The organism is Salinispira pacifica (genome assembly GCF_000507245.1).
GTDB lineage: Bacteria > Spirochaetota > Spirochaetia > DSM-27196 > Salinispiraceae > Salinispira > Salinispira pacifica.
In genome coordinates this window covers 3,045,828-3,063,138 of sequence record NC_023035.1, presented here as the reverse complement: position 1 = coordinate 3,063,138, position 17,311 = coordinate 3,045,828, and the positions used below count along the sequence as shown (strand labels likewise).

Sequence of the window (17,311 nt, the reverse complement as noted above, 5' to 3'; positions counted from 1 at the left end):
AACGTACAGCCACATATCAGAATGGAAGAAGAAAAATCAGAAAACAGTCAGCAGGGACAGGATCCGTTAATCCTGAAGATGATGAAAACCCGCTCGATTCTGCTCAGCGGAGAAGTGAATAAGGAACTTGCAGAACGGGTGATCCGCAGTCTGCTGATACTCGAAGCTTCGGGTGATGAACCCATTAAGGTGTTTATAGACAGTCCTGGAGGGGACGTTGATGCAGGATATGCGATTTTCGATATGCTCCGATTTGTGAAACCCAAGGTGTACACCATCGGCATGGGACTGGTTGCCAGTGCGGGAGCACTCATTCTCCTGGCTGCGGATAAGGAGCATCGTCTTGGGCTGCCCAACAGTCATTATCTGATCCATCAGCCGCTGAGCGGTATGCGGGGCGTGGCAACAGATATCGAGATTCACGCTAAAGAGATCGAGAAAACCAAGGCGAAAATCAATAAGCTGATCAGCGAAGAAACCGGGAAGAAGCTTGAAGTAATAGAAAAAGATACCGACCGGGATTACTGGCTGAATGCCGAGGAAAGTCTGGATTACGGCCTCATTTCCCGGGTGATTACTTCCCGGAGTGAACTGGACGATTAATGTGAACCGTGACCAGCTATGGCAGCTCCAAGACCGGGTATTTCCCGGCTTTGCTGCATCCGGAGAACGCCGGGTACATGGAATTCAGGCGCCGGAACTGCCCTCACATGTGCAGCCGGAAATTGATGCGGGGAAGATCAGCTTTTATCAGGGCAAGGTGCGGGACAGCCTGATATTTCCCCGGCGCATCCTCATGATAACCAGCGACAGGGTGAGCGCCTTCGACAGAATTCTGGATCTTGTTCCCCTGAAGGGTGAGGTGCTGAACCGTATCTCATCCTGGTGGTTCCGGCAGACCGAGGATATTATTCCCAATCATATTATCAGCCGCCCCGGAGGACGCAGCCTTGAGGTAAGGCCCGCAGAGGTTCTGCCGGTGGAGGTTGTGGTCCGGGGATTTCTTACCGGTTCCGCCTGGAGGGATTATCTGAAGGGCGACGCGGTTTCGGGTATTTCCCTCCCTGGGGGAATGAAGGAAAATCAGGAATTTGATGAGCCTCTCATAACCCCTTCAACCAAAGCTGAGATCGGGGATCACGATGAACCGGTGAGCAGAGAGGAAATTATCCGCCGGGGATTGGTGGAAGAGTCCCTCTGGAATGAAGTTGAAGCGGCCGCCCAAAAACTGTATGCCCGGGGCAGGGAACTTGCTGCCGCCCGGGGTCTGATCCTTGTGGATACCAAGTATGAATTCGGTCTGGTGGACGGAAAACTGATTCTGGTGGATGAAATTCACACCCCCGACAGTTCCCGCTACTGGTTCTCGGAAAGCTATGCCTCGGATTTTCAGGCAGGCAGGGCCCAGAAAAAACTGGACAAGGAATATCTCAGACGGTGGCTGATGGATCAGGGCTTTCAGGGGCAGGGAACTCCGCCGGAAATTCCTGCCGCTGTGAAACTTGAGCTGGCATGGAAGTATATCTCGGCATATCAGCAGATCTGCGGTGAGGAATTTGAACCTGATTTCTCCGACATCCAAGCAGAATATGAAAATATCCGGTCTCTTATGTAGAGGCCGGAATAAACCTCCGGCCGGAACCGGAGGTGTGCATGCTCTCTAAACGCCGTTCCACCCGTTTTTTTGCTTCAGTTCTGAAGCATCCGAATGTCGTTATTGATTCCGCCGGCAGAAATGATCCTGACCCAGGCACATATCCGGGTACGGGGCCGCTGCTGCTTGTCTGTGCACTCCTGTGTTTCGTCTCCTGCCAGGTACAGCAGCCTGAAGCGGACCATTTACGAATTCTCAGCTACAATGTGCAGACTCTGTTCAATGATGTGAATGACGGCGGAGAATTTCCTGAATTTATTCCCCATCCCCAGGACTGGAACTCGAAAAAATATCATAACAGACTGCGGCGCCTCTCAAGAGTGCTCCGGGATATGGTTCCCGGGGGGCCGGATATTATCATTTTGCAGGAGATAGAAAATGCCTCGGTTCTTTCCGACCTGAATAGTCTATACCTCCGGGATCTGGGGTACCGCAGCGGCTTTTCTGCATCTTCCGAATCCGCCTCCCCTCTGTCTCTGGGAGTCCTCACCAGGTTGAAGGTGCTGAACCGCAAAGTTCACGGAGTACAGGTTGGAGCTGAGTCCCGCCGGCCCGTTCTGGAGCTGTCCCTGGAGTTGCCCGGCGGCGGAACGCTGATCGTGTTTGCCTTCCACTGGAAGAGCAAGCTGGGGGACCGGGGAGGAGAATCAGCAGAACTGAGACGTGCCGAGTCACGGCAGCTTGCTTCGCTGCTCAGCACACGCCGCCGGGAGTTTCCCCATGCAGCCATGCTTGTTGCAGGAGATGCCAACGAGGATATTCATGAAGGATTTCTCAATCCGGTAAGCGGTGATCCCTATTCGGGGGCTCTCCTTCCTGTTGACGTATTCTCGGGAGCCGAACCTCTGCCCCATGGTATTGTTGCTGTTGATATGCAGTTCCCGGATCTCCGGCAGTTCCCGGGTACGCCCCTGATGTTGGCAGGAGCGGGGAGTCTGGATGATCCTTTGCTGAAGAAATATCTTCTGGAGAGCGGCGATCCTCCGGTGATGTATCATTTCTGGGGGAAACCCCGGGCGCAATTGGAAGAAACCGGGACTGAAGTGGCCGGCAGCTATGCATACTCGGGTCGCTGGGAGCGGATCGATCAGCTGGCGGTGAATGAAACCCTTCTTGAAAACTGCGGATACTCCCGCTGTGAGTTTCAGGTGGGGAATTTGTGGTATCTTCTTGATGGAGACGGTGAGCCGGCGGCATATCGATCCCATAACGGATATGGATATTCCGACCATCTGCCTCTGCTTCTGGTGCTCAGGGAATAGCGGGGGTACAGTGCCATCCCCCACGGCCGGCCGGAAATATGCTGCGGTATGGGGGATGCTCGGTATCGGGGTTCCGGTGATTATTCCCAGATGCCGATTTCCACCAGTTTCTGTTCAGCCTGGGGAGCCCAGCCCCTGTTTGCGGCGGGGCTGGCGGGGCTGGGGTGGAGAATGCCGTGAATTGCAATATCAGAATCATTAAAAAGCCGTTTCAGGGTATTCTCGGCGAACTTTCCCACTCCAATGAGATGTTCCGGCCCCAGGGCTGAAATCATGTCCTTGAGAGAACGGTCGCAGATCTGAAAGAGCAGATTCTTTTCCTCCGGGGGGAGCTTGTCCGGGGTCCGGTTCCGGCCGCTTTCTTCCATGAACACCAGCGGACAGTAGTTGATCAGAAAATGCTGACGGAAAAACGCTTCGGCGCTGGGGAAGCGTTGGGCCATCAGTCCCCAGAGTCTGTCTCCGCTTACTTCAACGCGGCTGCAGTCCCGTCCTTCTATGGGCCGTTTGGGATGTTCCCGGGAAGGTTTGTGAATACCGTTCCAGGCTTCCATGCTGATGTTCATCCAGTCTCTTACCCATGGAATGGCGCCGAAGGGTACGCCGGTTTGGGCCATTCCCCAGGGACCGGGGTTCATTCCTAAAAACACAGCCTTCAGACCTGTTCCGGCAAAGCGTTCCACGTATTCCCGGTGTACAGACCAGGCGTACTCCAGGGGATTGTACACCGTGTGAACCGGATCGCTGAATTTCAAAGCGGCAAGCTCGTTGTTCATATTTCCGGTGGACTCCAAAACCTGCTCAACCGCGGCTGTATGTGACATATTGTTCTCCCTGTTGCACTGTTGTATGTAAGGGTGCTGCTGTATATACGTGTACGGCGGCCGTATATAAGTGCATTTTCCTGTTTACTGCCATAGATCCATTTGTCCTCCCGGATCATAGCGACGCATGCAGCTGCCGTGCAGATCCCAGTCAACTGCTGCGCTTATGCTTTCCAGTACCGGCAGAATCTGTTTCTGAATATACCATTGTTTGTCCGGCACAGGGAGGGGGATATTTTCCCCGGGGAATACCGGCCGGGGACCCTCGCCGGTCATCACATAGCGGATTTTTTTCAGGGGACGATCCGGTTGAATTCTGTCTTCTGCGATCCGGGCGGCTCTCACATGAGGAGGGGCGCTTTCCCGGTAGCCGGATGCAGGCTTGCTCAGTCTCCGGCTGATTATCAGCTGCTGATAGTTTTCCTGTTTCTCCATGCCTTCCACGGTGCTCTGGATATACCCGAGAATGGCCTCCCGGGAGGCGGATGAGAATATCAGTTTCAATACATCCTCCTGGACCCTTCGGGCCAGGCCCGTCCAGTCTCTTCGAACCGCCTCCATCCCTTTGATCACAAGACGGGCATCCGGGGAAGGGAACGCCGCCGGTTCATGGGCGATGCCCGCATAGCTCTTGGCCCTTCCCTGGGGAGCGTCCAGACCTGCGGATTCCAGCATATCGCGGAGTTCCTGACCGGACACCGATTTCAGCGGGGGGATGAACAGAGGTGCGAAGATGCTTTCAAACTCAATTTCCAGACGGCTGACCAGGCCGTACTCCTCTCGTATGAAATCTGCAAGTTCAGTGTTGAGCCATCGGGCGAAGCTGCTTCCCCGGGGTTCAAGTTCAGAATCCGCTGTGTCTTCCGGCGGAATGAGGAAAAGGCTGTCGGTGTCCCCGTATATTACCTGAAATCCATGTTCTTCCGCCCGGTCCCGGCTCCAATAGAGGATCTCCCGGGCGAACCCGGTGATGGAAGTGGCAAGATCGCTGCCGGCGAAGCGGCATCCGGGGCTTCCCAGAACACCGTAGAATGAGTTCGCAAGGATTTTATAGGCATAGGCGGCATTGGCGTCGCCGGCCTTTTTGGCTTTTTCCCTGTACTCGTAGAATCTGTCCAGCAGCTCGGGCAGGATTCCTCCGGTCCTGCTGAATCCCGCCCCGTTGGGGCTGATGATCCATGGACTTGTGTCCGGGAGATGTTCGCTCCAGGAGGCATATCCCTGAGGAAGGGCTGCACCAGCACAGCGCCATTGGGCATGGGCCAGGGGATCCACTTGAAAGGTTCTGATGATGGACGGATACAGCCCTTTGAAGTCCAGTACCAGAACCCGCCGGGCTGTACCGCTGCGGGGGAAGATGATGGTGCCCCCGGGGCTTTCATTCATCTCAAGCCTTTCGCTGTCCTCATCGGCCGCGGCAATTCCCATCCTGTGGAGACGGTTGATGTAGAGCTGCTCAAAGGAGTGGATGCTCGCCCATGACCGGGACAGGCTGGTGCCGCAGAGCCTGCTTCTCTGGAAGGTGATTTCCAGAAGCCCGTTGGCATCCAGGATTTTCAGCACCAGCCGTGCATCCTCCATACAGTAGCGTGCAAACTCCCCGGGGTTTTCATCCCAGAGGAGCTCCAGTTCGCGCATCTTGGAGTGGCTTTGAAACTTCTCGGTTTTTCCTGTACCAAGCAGGCGGTTCGCCACATGTTCCAGGCTGTAGGAATCAAAATGTCCCGGACTCATCCGCTGGAGTTTCATGGCATCAATAACCAGGCGGCCGGGGAGATCGGCCATGTCGGGAAAATCATCCCTCCCCGGAGTGAAGAGGGCGGCTTCCCGGGAGCGGCCCAGGTCGCCGGGGACGCCAAGCTGGTCCATCCGGCGGAGAATTACCGCCATATCAAAGGAAATTACATTCCAGCCGGTTATAATGTCCGGATCCATGGTCAGCAGATTTTCCCTGAATCCATTGAGCAGCGCGGTTTCATCTGCATAGGACAGGATGCTGAATCCCGGTTCCTTGTGGGGCGGATCAGGCGGATAGAGCGTGGCAAGTCCCCTGTCCAGCATCAGCACGCAGTCGTTCCACGGCTTCCCGCTCAGTGAAATGCAGAGAATCTTTCCGTCCCGGGTTGTCTCAATATCCAGAGAGAGGGTGCGTATCTCAGGCAGCCCTCCGCCGCTTTGACGGGCAGAATCGGGGTCTATAGCCTCTACGGGCTCTTCTTCAAGGGTGATATCAACCAAATCCACCCCCTGGAACCGGATATCCACCCGTTCTCCCGGAACCGGAACTCCGCGGAAACGATAAAAGAGAGGAATGGGATGATCGATAAGAAATTGCTGGGTGACGGGAATATCTCCCTCATAGCAGGGGATTGATTCCTGTTTCAGACTGCGGTGCATGGTCTGGAGCTGACGGATATGCGGGAAACTGATTCTCAGCAGGGAAGTCCCGGCCATATTATGCCAGACCTCTTCGGTATGAGCAGTCATATCCAGCTGTAATCGTGATGCCTGTTCCTCCGCAAGACTTTTCCAGGCGGCGGGAATAAAAAAGCGGGGGCGGTAGGGCTGAACCGTACCGTAATTCCGGCCGTCGGAGAGCCTGCCCTGGAGAATAATGTGTTCCCTGCCCTGAAGTATTCGTGAGCGGATATAGATGAGACTGGCGAAAAAGTCCTGCTGTGTGCTGCTCATGTCCGGGGATTATATCAGCTTGCATTTATTTCTGCCTTACTTTATAACGGAAACACCATGTCCTGCTGCAGCAATCAAAGCGAATATTATGACTATCTGCGATCTCTTGGCGGCCTTCCTCTGGGGTTCAAGGCATCTGTGAGCTCCCTCACCTTTCTTCCCCGGGAACGCCCCAGTGAAGAGCCCTACCGGATGAATATAGCCGCGGTGGTGGCATCGGAACCCTGCAGCTCTTTCGCCGGGGTTTTCACGAAAAACGCCGTACCCGGAGCTCCTGTCCTCATCGGGCGAAAGCGGCTGGAAAAAGCTGCCATGCATGGAATTCTGGTGAACAACCGGATTTCCAATGTGGCTGCACGGGACGGACAGGCCGCTGCATTGCGCCTCACTGCTGCTGCGGAAACAATTCTCGGAATCGACCCGGGCTCGCTGTTTCCCAGCTCCACAGGAATCATCGGCTGGCAGCTTCCGGAAGATGAAATGCTCAAAGCCCTGCCTGGGCTGCTTGAACCTTTGAAGGGTCACGGCAGTGATGCAAGCCGTGCCGCCGCCGTTGATTCGGCCGCGGAAACGGTTCGGGATCCTGCCAATGAAACAGCCGCGGAAACGGCTCGGAAACCGGGCGCCAGTCCCGAATCCGCCGATTCCCTGCTGGCATTTGCACGGGCCATCATGACCACAGACAGTTATCCGAAAATCCGGGTGAGGAAAGTGGGCAGGGGCAGAATTGTCGGCGTGGTGAAGGGCGCCGGAATGATTGAGCCCGATATGGCCACCATGCTCGGATTTATTTTTACCGATCTTCAGGTGCCCCGGGATGCTCTTCGGGAAATTCTCAAAGAGGCCGTGGATTGCAGCTTTAACAGAATTTCTGTTGATTCCGACCAGTCCACAAGCGATATGGTATTGGCTTTCAGTTCGGGAAAAATCGGTGTAGAATTGGAAGAGTTTCAGAGAGAGTTTACTGAACTGTGCAGGGACCTGAGTATGGATATTGTCCGTAACGGAGAGGGTACCGCGCATGTTATGGATATAGAGGTGTGCGGCAGCCAGGATCCCCGTCTTTCCCGGGAAATCGGCAAAGCTGTGGCAAACAGCCCCTTGTGAAGACCGCCGTGTACGGCAACGATCCCAATGTGGGCCGGATACTGTCTGCGGTGGGTGATTATCTGGGCAGCAGAGATATCAGCCTGGACAGCCGCAAACTGAGCATTTTCATCGGGAATGAGATGGTGTTCCATGAAGGAGCGTTTCATCTCGATAAAACAAAAGAGGAAATTCTCAGCGGATATTTGAAGGAACGGTCCCAGAATCCACGGGTTACCGGGTATCCCCAGCATGACCGCTGTGTTCACATAAAAATAGATCTCGGCGAATCGGAGAATTCCGCCTCCCCAGGGGGAGTGCATGTGTATGCCTCGGACCTGGGGCATGAATATGTTCATGAGAATGCCGATTACCGCAGCTGATTCTGGTGAGAGAGGAAAACATGGAGATAAAGGAAAGCGAACGTTCTGAGCTGGAGCTGCAGGTGATGCGTTCCAGAGATTTGATCCGCAAGGCGATGGATGAGATATCCAATGTTGTGGTGGGTCAAAGCGATATGATCGAAGGAATGTTTCTGGGAATTCTTGCAGGGGGACATGTCCTTCTGGAGGGCGTGCCGGGACTGGCCAAAACTCTCGCCATTAAAAGTATGGCGGAAGTGGTGGATGCCAGCTTCAAACGGATTCAGTTCACCCCCGACCTTCTGCCTGCGGACCTGGTGGGAACCATGATTTACCGCCAGCAGACCGGGGAATTTGTTCCCAGAAAGGGTCCGGTGTTTTCCAATATTATTCTTGCCGATGAGGTGAACCGGGCACCCGCCAAGGTGCAGTCGGCAATGCTGGAGGCCATGGAGGAAAACCAGGTGACCATCGGGGACAACACATATCCCCTGCCCGAACCTTTTTTTGTTCTGGCCACCCAGAACCCCATCGAACAGGAAGGCACCTATCCCCTTCCGGAAGCCCAGCTGGACCGCTTTATTCTGAAACTCACCGTGGACTATCCCACTCCGGAGGAGGAGCTTCAGATTCTCCGGAGAATGGGCAATCCCGAGCATATCAGACTGACCCGGCAGATCATGAAGGCCGATATAAAGCGGCTGAGGGACAATGCGGCCCGGATCACCATGGATGAGCGCATTGAAAGCTACATAGTGAATATTGTGGCGGCCAGCAGACAAAACGATCAGGGGCTCAACAGTTTTGCCCGGTTTATCGAATTCGGCGCATCTCCCCGGGCCAGCATTTATCTTTACCGCACCGCCAAGGTGAAAGCCCTGCTGGAAGGCAGGAGTTTTGTGGTGCCGGAAGATGTAAAATATGTCGCACCAATGGTGCTGCGGCACCGGATCAACCTGAGCTATGAGGCGGAAAGCGAAGATATGACCACAGAAGATGTTATTTCCTATCTGCTTTCAGCGGTGCCTGTACCATGAATGCTGCACGGCTTTTTGCCAGGGTAAAAAATCTTGAGCTTCTCTCATCCAAACTGGTGGAAAGTCTTCTGTCGGGAAACTACCGCTCGGTGTTCAAAGGCCCGGGGATTGAGTTTTCCGAGGTACGGGAATATGTGGAGGGGGATGATCCCCGGCTCATCGACTGGAACGTAACCAGCAGGATGAACCAGGTGTATACCAAAACCTTCCGGGAAGAGCGGGAAATCGTACTGTTTCTTCTGGTTGATCTTTCCGCCAGTGTTTTTTCAGCCGCCGGCAGCCACACCCTCAGGGAGACGGCGGATCTGCTGTTCACCATCTTCACCTTCGCCGCCATCAATAATAATGATCAGGTGGGAGCGGTGTTTTTCACCGAGGAAATTGAACACTGGGTGAGTCCCATGAAGGGCCGAAAGCATGCTCTCCGGCTGATTCAGGATATGATCCGCTACAAGCCCAAAGGAACCGGGTCAAACCTTGGACTGGCCATAAAAACCACCGGAGAAGCGCTGAAACGCCGGGGAATCTGTGTGGTTCTCTCGGACTTCAAATCCAGCGGATATTGGCGTGACCTGAGCATACTGGCGAAGCGTCACGATGTAATCGCCGTTCGCCTTACCAGTCCCGAAGAAGTGGACTTTCCCGCCACCGGTCTGATTAAAATGCAGGATGCGGAAACCGGAAGAACCCTGCTTGGTCTGGGATCCAACAGACGGTTCCGGAAGAAATACCAGGAATACTGGGCCCAGCAGCGCCGTCAGTGGTTCCGGGAGTGCCAGAAGCGCGGGGTCAGCCCCATCGAGATTCAGAGCAATGAGGATCCGATTCTCAAACTGTTTCAGTTCTTCCAGAGGAGAAAACGGCGGCGATGAAAATCCTGAAAGGCATTGCAATGGGAGTCCTGTTCCTGCTTTTATCTGTGAGCAGCCTGAGTTCCCAGGAATACAGCATTACCCGGACGGTATTTCTGCCCTCTGTGTACTATGTGGGAGATAGAGTGGAACTTCGACTGAGTCTCCGGAGTCCCCTTCTGGATGAGATCCAGCTGCCCCAGGATCCGCCCACGCCTTCATGGGGAGACATCCATGATATCCGGATCATCGACAGGGGGGATGAAAAGGATATCCGCATTCTGTTCACCAGTTATTATCCGGGTACCCGTACCCTTCCGGCAATCAATCTCGGACCCATAGTATTGAATGATATTTCCATTTTTGTAACCTCCATTCTGGATACCAACGAGCAGGATCTTGTGCCCAGCCAAAGCCAGATTATCCTTCCGGGAACACAGATGATTATAATTCTCTGGACGCTGCTGCTGCTGAGCATTCCACTGCTCTGGCTGGCCATTTTCAAATGGGGCCGGCAGTATCTCGGTACGCTCATTCAGCGTTACCGGGAGGGGTTGCCCTACCGCCGGCTGCTGCGGAGCCTGAAGGAGCTTACCAGCAACGCAGGGACCATGGACGGACGAAATTTCTACATCACGCTGCTGGATCTGGTGAGGGTGTACTTGAGCGGCAGGATTCAGGTTGATGCCCGTTCGGCCACCACCCGGGAGCTGGAGGCGGCTTTGAACAAGGGCGTGGAAAATCCCTCCGACCGTAACTTTATTATCCGCCTATTTCACCACGGGGACCTGGTAAAATTTGCATCCCAGCCATCCACCCTGAAATCCCGGATGGACCATCTTTCCCAGCTTCAGGAAGTGCTTGAACATATTGAAAACAACAGGGGAACTGCCCAGAAACGGGGTGCAAACCAGCCCCGGACCAAGGGACGGGTACGCAGCGGCGGCCGGAACGGTATCTCCCGGCAGAATCCGGGGAGGCAAAACGCATGAGTTCCGAACAATGGACTCTGGATCATCCGGAGATGCTTCTCATATTCCTTCTGCTTATACCGCTGTTCTATATTCGGCATCTTTGGAAGCAGAGGGGCGGAAAGCTGACCTTCGCGTTTTCCAACTGGAAGGGCAAGGGGTTCGGCAATCCCTTTACACTGCCCAGTCTGGTATATGTCATTTCCATGGGTTTGTCCTGGGCGGGGATCATTCTTACGGTTATTGCCCTTGCGGGACCGTCTCTGGTGAGCCGTGAGAAAGTATTCACGTCACGGGGAATTGATGTGATGTTTGTAATTGATATTTCACCTTCCATGGCAGCCCAGGATTTTTCCAATAATTCCCGGCTTGAGAGTGCACAGGAAACCATCCTGCGCTTCATAGACAGGCGGAAAAATGACCCCATGGGACTTGCCATATTCGGAAGCCAGGCGGCACTGCGGGTTCCGCCCACTCTGGACTACGGATATCTCAAGGATGCGGTGGGCGAACTCCAGGTAATGGAGCTGGGAGAAGGCACCGCCCTGGGCATGGGCATTGCATTGGGGTCACTTCATCTCAGGGAATCCAGCGCCCGGGAGAAGGTGATGATTCTTCTCACCGACGGTGAGAGCAATGCCGGAGAGATTCAGCCCGAAGCCGCAGCCAATATCGCTGCAGAGGCGGGCGTACGGGTATATGTGATTGGAATCGGAAGCGATAAAGAGGTTCTGCTTGAATTCGTGGATCCCCGGAACGGCAAGCCCTACCGGGCAACCTATCGGGGTGAACTTCAGGAGGATCTTCTTCAAACCATTGCCCGGAGCACCGGCGGCGAATATTATGCTGTGACCAATCCCGGGAGCCTTGAAGGGGTTCTGCTGGCAATTGACAGTCTGGAACGGGTGGAGACCCGTCTGAAGGTTGAGGTAAGGAAGGAGCCGGTTCACCGCAGGCTGATCATTCTTGCGTTTATCTTTCTTTTCAGCGATTACATTGTCCGGAAAATGTTTCTCAGGGAGCTGCTATGACCCTCGTATATCCATCGGTGCTGTTGCTGCTTCTGGGAATTCCCGTGCTGCTTCTCATGCAGTTTCGGGAGTACAGTATAAACAAGGAAGACCTTCGCCGTATCGGCGGGTTCTGGGAAAACGAGGGCGTGCGCTCCGTATTTTTCATCAAATGGTTTCTTTCATCCCTCTTTCTGATCCTCACCTATACGTTTTTCACCTTCAGTCTTGCGGGGATCAATTGGGGTGAACAGCCCATTGAAGAGGACCGGGTGGGTCTTGATATCATGTATGTGGTGGATGCCTCTTACAGCATGCTTGCAGAGGATATTCCTCCCAGCAGGATTGGAAGAGCCAAGGAAGTGATACGCGGACTGAGTGAAAATCTGCCGGGTGCCCGTTTCGGACTGGTTGCCTTCAAGGGGGACGGAACCGTTCTCCTTCCTGCAACCGAGGATGTCTATGCTCTGGAGAACGCCCTGAATTATCTTAATACCGAGGTGATATCCAGTCCGGGAACCGATCTTGAAGCGGCGTTGAACAGTGCGCTTACGGCCCTTCCCCAGAGTTCCAACAGGCACCGTATCATTGTCCTGTTCAGCGACGGGGAGGAGTTAACCGGGAATTTTGTGGATCCGGCTCTGGAAGCCGGGCGACTGGGAATACCGGTGTTCACATATGGCCTTGGCAGCAGAGAGGGTTCCACAATCCCCCAGGGGGACGGCCGGATCGTCCGTGACCCCCAGGATAATCCTGTAGTGACACGGCTGGACAGCTCCTCCCTGGAAGAGATTGCCAGACTGAGCCGCGGCAGCTACTTTGAAGCCGCAGCGGGGCTGGGTTCTCTGGATACCAGGATTAAGGAACTCACCGGGCAGCGGGGGACTGACGGGTTTCGGCTGGTGAGCATTACCCGCTACAGATTCTTTCTGACCCTTGCCCTCCTGTTTTACATCGGTCATATATTAATTCGAAGAATCAAACTCAGGGGGTTGTTCTGATGAGACGACGTTTCAGAATCGTACTTCTGGTTCTGCTTCCGGCAGGGCTGGCCGGATTCACCTCCTGTAACTTCCAGGGCCCGCACATACCGGTTCTTGCGGGGAATTACGCCTACGGCAGGGGTGACTACCAGGAGGCCACTGTGCAGTACCTGGAGGCTCTGGAGAGGGATGAATACCAGCCATGGGTGAAGTATAACCTTGCAAATGTATACCACTCCCTGGGTGAGTTTGACGCCGCATTCGAGCTCTGGGAAGAATCTCTGGCCACGGATGATCTTGAACTGCTTTTTGCGGTGAAATTCAATCAGGGAATTCTGTATTACGAACAGGGAAAATATGAGGAGGCCTTTGACAGTTTCAAGGCCGCATTATCCTATGATCCCAAGCACGTTGGCACAAAATATAATCTCGAACTCACCCTGCTGAAGCTGCAGGGTGCCAAAGGAAGCGGAAGTCAGTTCAGATCCCAGCCGGCTTCAGATCAGCAGGGGGAATTGTCCGCGGACAGTATTCGAATGTTTGAGTATATCAGACGAAAGGAAGAACAGTTATGGATTCAGCAGCACCAGGACCGGCAGCTTCCGGAGATCAAAGACTGGTGAGAATCAGAATCTCCGCTGTCATCCGTATTTTTCTCCTGATCTCCTTTGGGCTGCTCAGTGTGTCTATTTCGCTATATGCCCAGAGCCGGGATGATATCTCCATATACCTCCAGCAGGAACCGGTGGAGGAGGGGAGCCGCTTTAATCTCTATATTGAGATACCCCGGGAATACCAGCCGGGACTGCGTATCCAGCGGCCTCAGACTCCTGAGAGAATGCGCTATTACTCCGGTCCCAGTTACGAAAGCTCTTTTTCTGCGGATATTCCCGAAGACCGGATCCGCTACCGCTATAACTACGTTGCAGACGTTGCAGGCTATGTGACAGTTGAACCCTTTACGCTGATCTGGCCGGAGCTCCGTCTGGAAACTGAGGAAATACTTGTGCCGGTAACCGCCGACGGCAGCATGGTTCCCCCGGAACTGGAATGGAGCTTCCCTTCAGGACCGATATTTGAAGGTCAAACCGTGTATATCTCCCTGGATATGCACCGGGCAAAAGAGATCATTTTTCCAGAAAGCCTTCGGGTGGAATCAGCCAGGGACGGTATTCTTGAGGAGGTTACCGGTCTGGGTGAACTCACCACCTATGAGTTCATGAATGAAACCTTCAATAGAATCCCCCTGGCGACGTTTCTCTACACGCCTCTGGAAAGCGGAAACCTGCGAATTCCTGCGGCACAGGTGAGTTTCAGCGGGTACCGCCGTACCGTATCTTCCCAGGTCATTCAGATTCAGCCTCTCAGGGACAGTCCAAGCATAGAAAACGGGGCTGTAGGGCGTTTTGAACTGTCAGTTTCATCCCTCCCGGAAGAGCTCGAAGAAGGGGACGAGCTGGTTTTTGAGCTGATCATCAGCGGTGAAGGCAGTCTGGGAGTGCTGCAGATGCCCGAAATAGAGGTCCGCAATGGAACCATCGAAGGTCGGGATCAGATTGCCGATTATGAGGCAACGGAAAACGGATACAGCGGTTCACGCCGGCAAATCTACAGAATCAGGGCGGACAGCCCCGGTGAGATGACCGTTATGGTACCGGATTTTCAGTGGTTTAATCCATTTCTTGAGGGTGTTCAGCGCAGCGGAACGAGAATATACCGGGTTAATATCCAGGAAAAGGAAATAACGGAAAAACAGCCCAGTTTTTCACAATTGCGGTATCCCGTTCGCCGGGGATTGGCGGAAAGGTTTCCCCTGGATCTGGCTATGAATTGGATAGGCGCTCTGTTGTTTGCCCTCATTCCCCTTATTCTTATTTTTCAGCGGATAATCGGGAAGAAACGTTCGGCAGTTTCCGCAACCGGTGTACTCATATACACGCTGGTTTCCATTAGTATTGCCTTGATTATTCTGGTAAACGCGGAACCCCAGGCACCGGTATCCCGGCAGCTTGAGTCGTATCTTGAAAATGTGGAAAAGGTGAATGAGGACGATAATCTTCCGGTTCTGCTTCTCAAGGGACAAAGTCTGCTGGGAATCCGTTCCCGGGACACTCAGCTGTATTTCCATGTGGCACAGCTCGAGCATCTGGAAGGTAATAATGCCCGGGCGGTAATGCTTATGAGGAAGGCAGTCAGCCTTTCTCCCCTGGATCCCTTCCTTCGCTCTGCATTGGGCACCCTCCAGCAGGAGCTCCAGTTAAACAGACAATTCAGTATCAACAGAATTCCGCACGGGGACTGGTCTCTGCTGCTTGTTTATCTGTCAATTCTTTTCAGCGGCATCTATCTGGTGCAGAAAGATTTTCAGCCCCGCTGGAATGCGTCCTTTGTAGTTGGTGCAGTACTGGTAATCATAGTGCTTGCATTGAGTACCACCATGTTGTTCATGTACCGCTCAGGTGTGGACAGCCATATCGCGGTAATCAAGGAGGGCGGTGTAATGCTGAAGAAAATCCCGGATAAGGAAGCAGAAAACTGGATTTTTCTGCCGGAGGGTACCACTGTTTCCCCGGGTGTTTCCGCATCGGGGTTTATCCAGATACGGACCGCCTACGGAATTGAAGCCTGGGTAGCTGATCAGCGGGCATATCTCCCGTTGAATCTTGGGGCATCATCAGGTTCGGACTCCCCGGAAAATGCGGAACAGGGAGAGCAGGAGAATGACTGACTTCGGTAAAATTCTGGAAGAATGGGACGGAATACGTTCCCGGGGAAGGTCCGAGGGCAGATCATCCTCGGATTTTGAACGGATGGTGGACGGCTATCTGGACATGGAGGAGAGCCGCAGCAAAGATGACGAGAGGGAGCAAGCGGAACATGGCGGTGTAAATCCCCGCAGTCTGAAAATAGAGTCCACTCTGGATCTTCATGGTATGCGGGCGCAGGCCGCCGAGATTTCTCTCCGGCATTTTATTGATGAATCCTATCGCCGCGGATGGAAGAAGGTTCTCATCATCCACGGCAAAGGAAACCACAGTACGGATGGCCCGGTTCTCAAAGATACGGTGATGCAGGTTGTACGAGCCCATCCTCACGCCGGCCGTCATGGTGTACCCGGCAGGTCGTTGGGCGGAAGCGGTGCTCTCTGGCTGGTAATCAAATGATCCGGGTGCCGGCCTGGAATTGTGGTTAATTCCGGTTCCGGACCTGAGACGGGTAAAAAGACGATTAGCGTTCGCGGTAAATAATTCGACCCCTGGTAAGATCGTAGGGGGAAAGCGCAACCTTGACCCGGTCGCCGGGGACAATTCGGATATAATGCTTCCGCATTTTTCCGGAAAGATGTGTGAGAATGACATGACCGTTTTTCAGCTCCACGCGGAACATGGTGTTTGGCAGAGCTTCCTTTACGATACCTTCTACTTCTATTGCCTCTTCTTTTGCCACATATACTCCAAATGTTTTCGTTGATACTGCCTCTCTTCGGAGAGGTCAGATGTGCATAATAAAAAATTGGTTTTTTTTTGTCAACTTGTTGACTTTTCCCCTGCTTTCAGGCATTTTATCGCAAATTTTAATAAGAACCCCCGTTCTTGAGGAGTTCTCCATGGATAGAGAATTCGTAGACAGGATGAAAGAAAAACTTCTCCAGATGAAGTCTGAAATCATCCAAAACCTCATACACGAAGATGAGGATTTTCTCGAACTTGCCTCATCAAACGATAAAAAGGACCTGGTGGATGCCGCCAGTTCAGATATCGATAAAAAACTGCTCAGCACCCTGTCTGCACAGGAAGTGAAGCGTTTGAATCTCATAGAAGCTGCTCTTTCCAGAATCGAAAATGGAAAATACGGATACTGCCTGAAAACCGGGAAACCGATTCCCGCTGAACGCCTGGAGGCAATTCCGTATGCCCTCTATACAATCGAATATCAGAATGAACTTGAGCGGAGAAACCGCTGATACCTGACCCAAGATAGTATTCCGGGAGAAAGGCCGAGCTGCAGATAGATTGCATTGCATGGGTGTTTTCTCCCTGTGTGGGCATTAATCTCTAATACATCCTCCTGTTTTGCCGAAAAGGTAATCAGGAGGACAGTAATGGAATTGAGTGCAGCCAACCTCAATCTACACAATCAGCAGCGGCTTCCAGCAACCACCATTCCTCTTTCTCAAATGCTCAGACCCAGAACAGTGGGGGGCAAGGTTGCAGTGAATGTACGTGACTTTTCCGTGTATGCCCAATTTAAGCACATTACCGTATCACCTTCCCCTGATAATGCCAGCGGCTATTCGTCATCCCGGCTGCGGGTGCTGGATACATTAATAGACCGTCTTGTGCAGATGAAAGAGCGGTCAATGGAACGGGATTCTGAGAAAGATGTCAGCGGATTGAGTACCGAAGCCATAGATGCCATGATCCAGGAATATGCACAAAAATACCGAAACCTTCAGAGCCAGGGGATCCAGGGAATTTCCCGGGATCTTGGTGCGAATTTCGGCGTGCACGACAGTGAAAATGCCCTTTTGCTGAACATGACCGCGTGATCCCCTGAATCTTTTACAACTGATTTTTAAA

16 protein-coding genes and 1 pseudogene are annotated in these 17,311 nt (G+C 53.4%); 14 read left to right on the top strand and 3 right to left on the bottom strand.

The genetic code is table 11. The features are described 5' to 3' along the window. The first annotated feature begins 21 nt into the window (after positions 1 to 21). Genes L21SP2_RS13400 through L21SP2_RS13390 form a run of 3 tightly spaced genes read left to right on the top strand, consistent with a single transcriptional unit; the run spans position 22 to position 2,916 of the window. A complete protein-coding gene (locus tag L21SP2_RS13400; protein WP_144083070.1) occupies positions 22 to 603 on the top strand; it encodes an ATP-dependent Clp protease proteolytic subunit in 582 nt (193 codons plus the stop codon). Then, complete coding sequence (locus tag L21SP2_RS13395) at positions 587 to 1,615, top strand: phosphoribosylaminoimidazolesuccinocarboxamide synthase (RefSeq protein WP_081719631.1); 1,029 nt, start codon at positions 587 to 589, stop codon at positions 1,613 to 1,615. Before L21SP2_RS13400 ends, L21SP2_RS13395 begins: the two co-directional genes overlap by 17 nt. Positions 1,616 to 1,653: 38 nt before the next feature. Then, on the top strand, positions 1,654 to 2,916 hold the full coding sequence (locus L21SP2_RS13390) for an endonuclease/exonuclease/phosphatase family protein (RefSeq protein WP_024269088.1): 1,263 nt from the start codon (positions 1,654 to 1,656) through the stop codon (positions 2,914 to 2,916). 80 nt (positions 2,917 to 2,996) lie between these two features. On the opposite strand, the gene L21SP2_RS13385 is transcribed toward L21SP2_RS13390, so the two are convergent. Continuing rightward, positions 2,997 to 3,740 (bottom strand): uracil-DNA glycosylase family protein, encoded by a 744-nt coding sequence (locus L21SP2_RS13385; protein ID WP_024269087.1) that lies wholly within the window; start codon positions 3,738 to 3,740, stop codon positions 2,997 to 2,999. Positions 3,741 to 3,824: 84 nt separating this feature from the next. Further along, the gene (locus L21SP2_RS13380; RefSeq protein ID WP_024269086.1) at positions 3,825 to 6,431 is read right to left on the bottom strand and encodes a DNA polymerase domain-containing protein; all 2,607 of its coding nucleotides are present in this window, start codon (positions 6,429 to 6,431) and stop codon (positions 3,825 to 3,827) included. 57 nt (positions 6,432 to 6,488) lie between these two features. Here L21SP2_RS13380 and L21SP2_RS13375 point away from each other — a divergent pair. From L21SP2_RS13375 to L21SP2_RS13335, 9 genes and pseudogenes are all read left to right on the top strand, one after another. Further along, a pseudogene (locus tag L21SP2_RS13375) lies at positions 6,489 to 7,900 on the top strand (bifunctional ornithine acetyltransferase/N-acetylglutamate synthase). A gap of 20 nt (positions 7,901 to 7,920) precedes the next feature. Further along, positions 7,921 to 8,916 carry an AAA family ATPase gene (locus L21SP2_RS13370; RefSeq protein WP_024269085.1) on the top strand — a complete coding sequence of 332 codons (996 nt, stop codon included), beginning with the start codon at positions 7,921 to 7,923 and terminating at the stop codon, positions 8,914 to 8,916. Beyond that, entirely contained in the window at positions 8,913 to 9,788 is an 876-nt protein-coding gene (locus L21SP2_RS13365) for a DUF58 domain-containing protein (protein ID WP_024269084.1), read from the top strand. The genes L21SP2_RS13370 and L21SP2_RS13365 overlap by 4 nt, the downstream gene beginning before the upstream one ends. Continuing rightward, positions 9,785 to 10,759 carry a hypothetical protein gene (locus tag L21SP2_RS13360; RefSeq protein ID WP_024269083.1) on the top strand — a complete coding sequence of 325 codons (975 nt, stop codon included), beginning with the start codon at positions 9,785 to 9,787 and terminating at the stop codon, positions 10,757 to 10,759. The genes L21SP2_RS13365 and L21SP2_RS13360 overlap by 4 nt, the downstream gene beginning before the upstream one ends. Further along, the gene (locus L21SP2_RS13355) at positions 10,756 to 11,769 is read left to right on the top strand and encodes a VWA domain-containing protein (protein ID WP_024269082.1); all 1,014 of its coding nucleotides are present in this window, start codon (positions 10,756 to 10,758) and stop codon (positions 11,767 to 11,769) included. The genes L21SP2_RS13360 and L21SP2_RS13355 overlap by 4 nt, the downstream gene beginning before the upstream one ends. Next, complete coding sequence (locus L21SP2_RS13350; protein WP_024269081.1) at positions 11,766 to 12,749, top strand: vWA domain-containing protein; 984 nt, start codon at positions 11,766 to 11,768, stop codon at positions 12,747 to 12,749. Before L21SP2_RS13355 ends, L21SP2_RS13350 begins: the two co-directional genes overlap by 4 nt. Further along, a complete protein-coding gene (locus L21SP2_RS17505; protein WP_024269080.1) occupies positions 12,749 to 13,354 on the top strand; it encodes a tetratricopeptide repeat protein in 606 nt (201 codons plus the stop codon). Before L21SP2_RS13350 ends, L21SP2_RS17505 begins: the two co-directional genes overlap by 1 nt. A gap of 59 nt (positions 13,355 to 13,413) precedes the next feature. Continuing rightward, positions 13,414 to 15,459 carry a BatD family protein gene (locus tag L21SP2_RS13340; RefSeq protein WP_024269078.1) on the top strand — a complete coding sequence of 682 codons (2,046 nt, stop codon included), beginning with the start codon at positions 13,414 to 13,416 and terminating at the stop codon, positions 15,457 to 15,459. After that, entirely contained in the window at positions 15,452 to 15,895 is a 444-nt protein-coding gene (locus L21SP2_RS13335) for a Smr/MutS family protein (RefSeq protein ID WP_024269077.1), read from the top strand. The genes L21SP2_RS13340 and L21SP2_RS13335 overlap by 8 nt, the downstream gene beginning before the upstream one ends. Before the next feature lie 64 nt (positions 15,896 to 15,959). Here the strand turns inward: L21SP2_RS13335 and infA are convergent, their stop codons facing one another. After that, complete coding sequence (infA, locus tag L21SP2_RS13330) at positions 15,960 to 16,178, bottom strand: translation initiation factor IF-1 (protein WP_024269076.1); 219 nt, start codon at positions 16,176 to 16,178, stop codon at positions 15,960 to 15,962. A gap of 160 nt (positions 16,179 to 16,338) precedes the next feature. Here infA and L21SP2_RS13325 point away from each other — a divergent pair, with 160 nt between their 5' ends. Beyond that, on the top strand, positions 16,339 to 16,695 hold the full coding sequence (locus L21SP2_RS13325) for a TraR/DksA family transcriptional regulator (protein WP_024269074.1): 357 nt from the start codon (positions 16,339 to 16,341) through the stop codon (positions 16,693 to 16,695). 138 nt (positions 16,696 to 16,833) lie between these two features. Then, positions 16,834 to 17,280 (top strand): hypothetical protein, encoded by a 447-nt coding sequence (locus tag L21SP2_RS13320; RefSeq protein ID WP_024269073.1) that lies wholly within the window; start codon positions 16,834 to 16,836, stop codon positions 17,278 to 17,280. Positions 17,281 to 17,311 lie beyond the last annotated feature (31 nt).

Bases quoted from the DNA above. Each gene is read 5' to 3' on its own strand.
- L21SP2_RS13400 (WP_144083070.1), top strand. From the start codon at position 22: ATGGAAGAAGAAAAATCAGAAAACAGTCAGCAGGGACAGGATCCGTTA.
- L21SP2_RS13390 (WP_024269088.1), top strand. From the start codon at position 1,654: ATGCTCTCTAAACGCCGTTCCACCCGTTTTTTTGCTTCAGTTCTGAAG.
- L21SP2_RS13385 (WP_024269087.1), bottom strand. From the start codon at position 3,740: ATGTCACATACAGCCGCGGTTGAGCAGGTTTTGGAGTCCACCGGAAAT.
- L21SP2_RS13380 (WP_024269086.1), bottom strand. From the start codon at position 6,431: ATGAGCAGCACACAGCAGGACTTTTTCGCCAGTCTCATCTATATCCGC.
- L21SP2_RS13370 (WP_024269085.1), top strand. From the start codon at position 7,921: ATGGAGATAAAGGAAAGCGAACGTTCTGAGCTGGAGCTGCAGGTGATG.
- L21SP2_RS13365 (WP_024269084.1), top strand. From the start codon at position 8,913: ATGAATGCTGCACGGCTTTTTGCCAGGGTAAAAAATCTTGAGCTTCTC.
- L21SP2_RS13360 (WP_024269083.1), top strand. From the start codon at position 9,785: ATGAAAATCCTGAAAGGCATTGCAATGGGAGTCCTGTTCCTGCTTTTA.
- L21SP2_RS13355 (WP_024269082.1), top strand. From the start codon at position 10,756: ATGAGTTCCGAACAATGGACTCTGGATCATCCGGAGATGCTTCTCATA.
- L21SP2_RS13350 (WP_024269081.1), top strand. From the start codon at position 11,766: ATGACCCTCGTATATCCATCGGTGCTGTTGCTGCTTCTGGGAATTCCC.
- L21SP2_RS17505 (WP_024269080.1), top strand. From the start codon at position 12,749: ATGAGACGACGTTTCAGAATCGTACTTCTGGTTCTGCTTCCGGCAGGG.
- L21SP2_RS13335 (WP_024269077.1), top strand. From the start codon at position 15,452: ATGACTGACTTCGGTAAAATTCTGGAAGAATGGGACGGAATACGTTCC.
- L21SP2_RS13325 (WP_024269074.1), top strand. From the start codon at position 16,339: ATGGATAGAGAATTCGTAGACAGGATGAAAGAAAAACTTCTCCAGATG.
- L21SP2_RS13320 (WP_024269073.1), top strand. From the start codon at position 16,834: ATGGAATTGAGTGCAGCCAACCTCAATCTACACAATCAGCAGCGGCTT.